At 53.6% G+C, this 7,837-nt stretch carries 9 protein-coding genes; 8 read left to right on the forward strand and 1 reads right to left on the reverse strand.

Going from position 1 to position 7,837, the window contains the following annotated elements; all coding sequences use genetic code 11:
* The coding region (locus DHN12_RS24225) for an IS3 family transposase (protein ID WP_108862486.1) at positions 1 to 490 on the forward strand (490 nt) is incomplete at its 5' end.
* Positions 491 to 792: 302 nt separating this feature from the next.
* Here the strand turns inward: DHN12_RS24225 and DHN12_RS24235 are convergent.
* Positions 793 to 1,587 carry a helix-turn-helix transcriptional regulator gene (locus tag DHN12_RS24235; RefSeq protein WP_234416786.1) on the reverse strand — a complete coding sequence of 265 codons (795 nt, stop codon included), beginning with the start codon at positions 1,585 to 1,587 and terminating at the stop codon, positions 793 to 795.
* Positions 1,588 to 1,704: 117 nt separating this feature from the next.
* On the opposite strand from DHN12_RS24235, the gene DHN12_RS24240 reads away from it, so the two are divergent.
* The 7 genes from DHN12_RS24240 to DHN12_RS24270 form a co-directional block, all read left to right on the forward strand.
* Positions 1,705 to 2,826 (forward strand): ABC transporter ATP-binding protein, encoded by a 1,122-nt coding sequence (locus DHN12_RS24240; protein ID WP_108862487.1) that lies wholly within the window; start codon positions 1,705 to 1,707, stop codon positions 2,824 to 2,826.
* Between the two features lie 30 nt (positions 2,827 to 2,856).
* A complete protein-coding gene (locus DHN12_RS24245; RefSeq protein ID WP_108862488.1) occupies positions 2,857 to 4,014 on the forward strand; it encodes a PotD/PotF family extracellular solute-binding protein in 1,158 nt (385 codons plus the stop codon).
* 22 nt (positions 4,015 to 4,036) lie between these two features.
* On the forward strand, positions 4,037 to 4,888 hold the full coding sequence (locus tag DHN12_RS24250) for an ABC transporter permease (protein ID WP_108862489.1): 852 nt from the start codon (positions 4,037 to 4,039) through the stop codon (positions 4,886 to 4,888).
* Between the two features lie 9 nt (positions 4,889 to 4,897).
* Positions 4,898 to 5,716 carry an ABC transporter permease gene (locus tag DHN12_RS24255; RefSeq protein WP_108862490.1) on the forward strand — a complete coding sequence of 273 codons (819 nt, stop codon included), beginning with the start codon at positions 4,898 to 4,900 and terminating at the stop codon, positions 5,714 to 5,716.
* Positions 5,713 to 6,510: an SDR family NAD(P)-dependent oxidoreductase gene (locus DHN12_RS24260; RefSeq protein WP_108862491.1), complete on the forward strand. Its 798-nt coding sequence runs from the start codon at positions 5,713 to 5,715 to the stop codon at positions 6,508 to 6,510. The genes DHN12_RS24255 and DHN12_RS24260 overlap by 4 nt, the downstream gene beginning before the upstream one ends.
* Positions 6,511 to 6,532: 22 nt before the next feature.
* Positions 6,533 to 7,324, forward strand: a complete 792-nt coding sequence (locus DHN12_RS24265; protein ID WP_108862492.1) for an SDR family NAD(P)-dependent oxidoreductase — start codon at positions 6,533 to 6,535, stop codon at positions 7,322 to 7,324.
* Between the two features lie 168 nt (positions 7,325 to 7,492).
* Positions 7,493 to 7,837, forward strand: a 345-nt coding sequence (locus DHN12_RS24270; RefSeq protein WP_159090220.1) for a DDE-type integrase/transposase/recombinase, incomplete at its 3' end; no start/stop codon positions are given.

Consider the following 7,837-nt stretch of genomic DNA (forward strand, 5'->3'; position numbering starts at 1 on the left):
TGTATGGAGCTATGACTTCGTTCATTGTCGAACTGACGATGGCAAAGCTTTTCGGACGCTGAACATCCTTGATGAGCACAGCCGGGAGTGCCTAGCGATTAGAGTGAAGCGCAAGCTGAACTCGGTCGATGTGATCGATGCCCTGACGGATCTGTTCATACTGCGGGGTGCACCCCGCTTCATACGTTCAGACAATGGGCCAGAATTCATCGCCCAGGCCGTCCGAGACTGGATCACCGCAGTTGGCGCCCAGACGGCTTACATTGAACCTGGGAGCCCGTGGGAGAACGGATACTGTGAAAGTTTCAATGGCAGGTTCAGGGACGAGTTGCTCAACGGTGAGATCTTCTACAGTTTGCGCGAAGCACAAATCCTGATCGAACAATGGAGGAGACACTACAACACAAAACGCCCCCACAGTGCTCTGGGCTATCGCCCGCCAGCGCCCGAAACCATCATCCCGATGGATCACAGGCCGATCATGCACTAACAATCAACTTGGACCAGTCAGATGAGGCTGCTCACTCCGTCTACAACAACTTCAACCAGGAAAGATCGCTTGCTAGCAGAGATACACTCAAGCTGACACGCACCGCCGCTCCTACCGAGTGGCGTCAACTTTGTTCGGGATAGGTTCATGGTTTCCACGGCAGTCTGAGACTGGTTCGAATTCGTCTGGCAGCACCAATTGAGGTATAGTTAATACAGCGGCGTTCCAGGTTCTTACTACGAATTCTGATGTCATCCAGGGACATTGGTGCTACGCAGCTCTCGTCGGTCCGTAAGGCGCCCCTAATGGTCACTCGCCGAAACTAGGGCATCGATGAATTTAGAGAATAATTCGCCTTGAGATCTGATCTGAAGTTTGGAGTACACGTTTCGGCGATGAATTCGAACTGTACCAGGTGAAATCTCCAGTATCCGGCCCACAGCATCGGCCGAGTGACCCTTGAGTGTAAACTCAACTACCTGGCGCTCTCTCGGGGTCAGGACACCTTGGCCAAAGTTGATAAAGGCCAATTCTATGCTCTGGTGAATGCTGGCGTCGGATTTGGCCTGCGCGTCGACTCCGAAACTTACCGCGAGGTCGTCCCAATGCCGTTGGCAAACCGCGCGCACCACTGGCCAGAAGTCACCTAGCTGCCTGAAGTCTTTCGCTGAAAAGGCCTTTTCAGCCCGCATCAGTGAGACAACAACCGTAGCATCCCCCGGCATTTCGATGAAGTATCCGATTTCCTCGGCCAGCCCAGTACGAGCATAGTAACTGCGAAAATACTCGCCCTGGAAAAACCTGTCTGGTGCCAGGTCTTTGATTCGGTACAGCCCTTGATCGATCTTGTTTCCGCAGGCCAAGTAGAATGGGTCAAGAAGGTAGGGACCTTCCTGATAATCCTCGACGAAGACCTTACGCTTGCCTTTTGGAAAATCGTCAAACAGGTCCATTGGACGTGCGGCTCCGAGATAACCAAAAATCACGGTGTAATCAAAAGGGGCAATGCCTTGCAGCATCTCCGATAGGGTTAGGGCAAAATTTTCGGTCCCTATGGCATCAATCAATGCCCCTGTTGCATCGATCAGTTTTCGCACGGCAACTCCCTACCCAGATTGATATACTAAAATCATGGTATATACAGTATATTCAAATTTTTTTACAGTTTTCCCAATCTGGATGGTAGATATCAAATCGAAAAAAGATAGAGATAAATGGCAATTGAGGCATATACAGAGGTCACTCTTCCGGCGGATCGGAAAGTAGTCGCAGAGTTGCGCGGTGTGTCAAAAAGCTTTGGCGATGTGCTTGCTGCAAGTGACTTAAACTTGTCGATCGGCGAAGGCGAGTTCCTATCTTTTCTTGGGCCATCAGGCTGTGGCAAGACCACTGCATTACGAATGCTGGCCGGTTTCGAAGCTCCCAGTGAGGGACAGGTTCTTCTCGATGGTGATGTTGTCAACGATTTGGATGCGCACAACCGCCCGGTCAACATGGTGTTCCAGCAGTATGCGCTGTTTCCGCACATGACCGTGACCCAAAACATTGGGTACGGGCTTCGTCAGGTTCGTCCGCGTATTCCCAAGCCCCAGATTGCAGAGCGCGTCAGCAGAGCGCTGGAAGTGGTTCGGTTGGGCGGTTTCGACGATCGCAAGATCTGGGAAATGTCCGGTGGTCAACAGCAACGGGTCGCTTTGGCCCGCGCCATTATCAATGAGCCCAAACTTTTGCTGCTTGATGAGCCCATGGCAGCGCTGGATCGCAAGCTGCGAAAAGAAATGCAGATCGAACTGCAAGACTTGCAGCGCCAGTTGGGGATCACCTTTGTGTTGGTCACGCACGATCAGGAAGAAGCCTTGTCGATGAGCGATCGCATCTGCATCATGCGCGATGGACGGATTGTCCAGATCGGTAGCCCACAAGAGTTGTATGACCGCCCCAATTCCCGATATGTCGCTGATTTTGTGGGAACGTCCAACTTTTTCGATGGCACACTGCAGGGTTCGCCTGAGGGGTTGTCTACTGTGCTTCTTGACAATGGGATGCAGGTGCAGGGGATGGCCGGCGACGGTCTTGTCGATCACCAGGATGTTTGCATTAGCGTACGTCCCGAACAGATGAAGCTGAGTCATCAAGGGGATGGTGTTGAGGTTAAAGTTCACAACCGGATTTTCCTGGGTGAGCACACCGAATATCTGGTCAGTCACCAAACGCTTGGAGATTTTCTTGTGCTTGCTCCGCGCCAGGCAGACCTGACCGAGGGCGCCTTTGCTGTTGGCGACACTGCTACGGTGTCTTGGGAGGCGACTGCCGCGCTCATTCTCGACCGAAATTAGCAAAGACCAAATTAACAGGGAGGAAAGACAATGACTAAGAACATCGACCATATCTCCAAGAAGGAACTCATGGACAAGCTGGAAAGCTACCGAAAGGGCTCGATCACACGGCGCCATTTCCTGAATGTGACCGGCCTTGGAGCGGCGGCGGCGGTGATGGGGGCGTCCGTGCCCGGCCTGCGACCGCAGCCTGCATTTGCCGGCGACATCGGTGACCGAGTGGTTCTGGCCACATGGCCGAACTATCACGAACCGGCCAACTTTGATGCCTTCACCGATGCGACTGGCGCACATGTACAGGTCAACGTGTTTGGCTCGAACGAAGAAATGCTGGCCAAGTTGCAGGCGGGTGCCACCGGTTGGGACGTCTATGTACCGACCAACTATACGTTCGAAGATTATGTCAAAGAGGATCTGATCGAACCCCTGGATATATCGCAGTTGCCAAATTATGACCCGTCGGCTTTTGATGCGCGTTACGCCGAGGCTGGCTCAGTAAACGGTAAGCTTTACGGTGTTCCTAAAAACTGGGGATCGACCGGCATGGCGATCAACACCAAGCACAACGGTGGAAATGCGATCTCGTCGTGGAGAGAGTTCTTTGACATCACAATGGACAAATTCTCTGGCCGTACCATCGTACATGACTATCAGCTGACCACCATTGGCAGCGCTCTCAACGCCTTTGGTTATTCTTTCAACTCGGTTGATGAAAAAGAGCTGGCGGATGCCGAGAAACTGCTGATCGACGTGAAGCCTCACCTGTTTGCGATCACTTCGGACTATCAGCCGGGCATGCGAAATGGCGACGCCTGGTTGACCATCTGCTGGTCGGGCGACGGAAAACAGCTCAACAGCGATATGCCTGAGATCGCGTACGTACTTGGCAAAGAGGGCGGCGAAATCTGGAGTGACTACTGGGCAATTCCCAAGAGCTCCGAGCGCAAAGCGGCAGCCTATGCATTGATCAACTTCATGCTGGATCCAAACGTGAACGTCAAAGAAGTACTGGCGCATGGCTATCCGACGGCAGATTCAAGAACATATGACAAACTGCCAGATGACCTGAAATCTGATCCGATCATCTTCCCGGCCCAAGAGCTGCTTAGCCCACTCGAGTTTGGCGCGGCAGTGACTCTGACCGATCCAAACCGTGCCGAGCTGATGGCACGGTTCAAATCGGCCTGATCCGTACCAAGGTGAAAACTACATGACGCAACGCACACGCAATTGGCTGTTATTGGCACCAGCTGGAACTTGGTTTCTTGTGATGCTGATTGTCCCGCTGACTGTTGTTTTCATCTTTAGCTTTGGAGAGCGAGCACCGTCCGGTGGCGTTGTGCTCGCTCTAACTTTTGAGCAATATGCCAATCTACCGGCACGCTGGGCTGCGTTCAAAAACACTATGACACTGGCGCCCATAGGCACTTTGTCGGCTCTGATTATAGCTTATCCTCTGGCCTATTTTTTGGCTGTAAAGGCGAATCCGAGGTGGAAAACCATCCTGCTGGTATTGGTGATCGTGCCATTCTGGACTTCGATCCTGATACGTAGCTACGCATGGATATTCCTGCTTGGTGGGCGTGGCATTCCCGCGCTTCTTGAATGGGTTGGTATCGAAGGCCTGCGCCTTATCAACACGCCGTTTGCGGTGCTGGTGGGCATTATATACGGCTACTTGCCGCTGATGGTGTTTCCGATCTTTGTCAGCCTCGACAAGCTGGATAAACGGCTGCTCGAAGCCTCGTCGGATCTGGGCGCGAAGCCGTGGAAAACATTCCTGCAAGTAACGCTGCCTCTTTCGATCCCCGGTATTGCAACCGGATGTATGCTCGTCTTTATCCTATTGATGGGTGAATACCTGATCCCTGCGCTCTTGGGTGGCGGCAAAGTGTTCTTTGTCGGCAATGCGCTGGTTGATCTGTTCCTGCAATCCCGAAACTGGGCCTATGGCTCGGCGGTGGCTGTCACGCTCGTGGTGATCATGCTTATCACTGTCACGATTTACATGCGGCTGATCAGTCGCCTCGGCGCAAGCCGAGAAGACGTGTCTATTATGTGAGGTGGGCCGATGAGATTTTATGCAATCTGCGTTTACCTGTTTCTTTACATCCCGATTGGGGTGATCGCGCTTTTCAGCTTCAATGCCGGGCGACATGCCAGTCAGCTTCAGGGGTTTTCGACCAAGTGGTATGGTAAAGCGTTGTCTAATCCGTTCGTGATGGATGCGCTGGAGACCAGCTTGACCGTGGCCTTTTGTTCGGCGCTGTTTGCCAGTGTCTTTGGAACTATGGCGGCGGTGGCGCTGCAAGGAATCCGTGGTCCGGTGAGAGTAGCTTTTGATATGCTGATCTACGTCGCGGTGATGATCCCAGGCATTGTGATCGGTATTGCCACACTGATCGGGTTAGTGACGGTGTTTGACCAGTTGAACCCGCTGATTGCAGCGATCTGGCCGGAAGGCTTCAACCCGCCAAAACTGCGCATGGGCATTGGATCTCTGATTGCCGCCCACACGATGTTCCTGATGGCGCTGGTGGTGATCATCGTCCGTGCCCGGCTTGCAGGCATGGACCGCGCGCTGACCGAGGCGTCTTCGGATCTTTATGCCACGCCAATGGGCACGTTCCGGCAGGTGACCCTGCCGATGATCTTCCCGGCGATCCTGGCAGGTTTTCTGCTCAGTTTCACTTTCAGCTTTGATGACTTCATCATCGCGTTTTTTGTGGCCGGCTCCGAAACCACTTTGCCGATCTATGTGTTCTCATCCATCCGTCGCGGCGTGACGCCTGAAATCAACGCGATTGGGACGATGGTGATGGGCGTTTCTCTGCTCCTGCTGATTTCGGCACAGTTGTTACTTCAACGTGGAGGGCGAAAATCCAGATGAACTTTGTCGCAAAACCTCACGAGGCCAGATCGTTCCCAGTGCTCGAGGGCAAAGTTGTCCTGGTCACAGGCGCTGGGTCAGGCATCGGCAAGGCAGGAGCCATGGCAATGGCTCGCCACGGTGCGCTCGTGGTTGTGACCGATCTCGATGCGGACAAGGCCGCCTCTGTTGTGGCGGAACTGGAAACCCAGGGACTCAAGGCAACCTCGGCCGGTCTCGACGTCACGAATGACGAGGCGGTCTTTGCAGAAATAAACCGGGTCGTGAGCAAGTATGGGCGTCTTGATGTGCTGCATTCGCATGCCGGGTATCAAATCGAAGGCAACCTTGAGGACGTGCCTGTCGATGGAATGGATATGTCCTGGCGGCTGAATGTTCGCTCGCATTTTGTCGCGGCGCGGTCTGCGGTTGGTCATATGCGAAATCAAGGTGGCGGCAGCATCATCATCACATCGTCTAATTCAGGTGTACAATATGATCGCGAGATGATCGCCTATGCAACCACCAAGCACGCGGTTGTGGCGATGACCCGCCAGATGGCGGCCGACTACGCCAAGCACAACGTGCGTTTCAATGCGCTTTGCCCGGGCTTTATCGACACGCCTTTCAATGCTGGGTTCGAAAAGCAGATGGGTGGCCGGGAAAAGCTTGAGGGGTATGTCTCACAAACCATCCCAATGGGGCGATGGGGCACGACTGAAGAAATGGCTGATGCAATCCTGTTCCTTGCCTCTGACATGTCGACGTTCATGACCGGACACGCGTTGGTCATCGACGGCGGGGAATGCATCTGAAAACCTGTCCGGAGACACCACAATGACCAAGAGTTTGAAAACACCAAATGGCCGGCTGGCTGAAAAAATCGCTGTCATTACTGGCGGTGCCACAGGAATGGGGCGGGCCACCGCCTTGATGTTCGCCGAGGAAGGCGCCAAGGTCAGCATCTTTGATATTCAGGACGAAGAGGGTCAAAAGACAGTCGACATGATCCGCAAAAAAGGCGGTGAAGCGGCTTTCTTTCATGCCGATGTTACCAAGGACTCGGAAATCAACGCGGCCTTTGATGCCGCAATGGAAACCTTTGGTCCCTACAATGTGCTGTTCAACCACGCAGGCACAATCATCGTCAAAGCGATGCATGAAACCAGCGAGGAAGAATATGACTGGCTGATGGATGTAAACGTGAAGTCCGCCTTTCTGACTTGTCGCCGTGCGGTTCAGGACATGAGCGCAAATGGTGGCGGATCAATCGTCATCACCTCGTCCATTGCGGCTGAACTGGGCTATGCGCTGGAATCTGTTTACTGCATGTCCAAAGGCGCAGTTCTGCAACTCGCTCGCACGATCTCAACCGAATATCGCGACGCTGGCATCCGCTGTAACGCGATCTGCCCGGGCTTTGTCGAAACCGCCCATGGACTGAAAGAGATAGCGGAACTGGATGCGGCCGGGCAGGAGTGGGAAGACTCGGGGATGGCTGCTACACAAGGGCGCATCTGCCATCCTGAGGAGGTGGCAGCGGCGGTTGTGTTCCTTGCCTCTGATGAAGCCAGCTTTATCAACGGCAACGCGACTTATGTCGACAACGGTTGGTATGCCAAAGGATAAGGCCAACATTTACTAAACTGGCCCTTTTGAAAGTCTTGTCAGAGGAACTTGGCTTGAGCGGGGCAGGGTGGTTGCGTAGTCATTGAGAATGAACGAACCTACCTCTTTCAAGGGCACTGTCAGAAGAAACTTATTGAGGCGGGCAGGGCGAGCACTTAGCGTCGCAGGATGACAAGACGCAGCCCTTTTCGCTACTTCAAGACGAGCCCCGAGATCATTCGTCTGGCCGTCATGATGTATGTTCGGTTTCCGCTTTCGCTTCGCAATGTTGAAGATCTTTTGCACGAGCGCGGCATCGAGATCAGCCACGAAACTGTGCGTTATTGGTGGAACAGATTTGGCCCGATATTCGCGGCAGAGATCCGCAGAAACAGGGTCAATCGGATGCGATCTTATTCGAACTGGCAGTGGCATCTGGACGAGGTCTTCGTGAAGATCAATGGCGAGACGCACTACCTATGGCGGGCTGTGGATCACGAAGGCGAGGTGCTGGAAAGTTATGTGACCAAGCGC

Origin of the sequence: Ruegeria sp. Alg231-54, from assembly GCF_900143525.1 — a bacterium.
GTDB lineage: Bacteria > Pseudomonadota > Alphaproteobacteria > Rhodobacterales > Rhodobacteraceae > Ruegeria.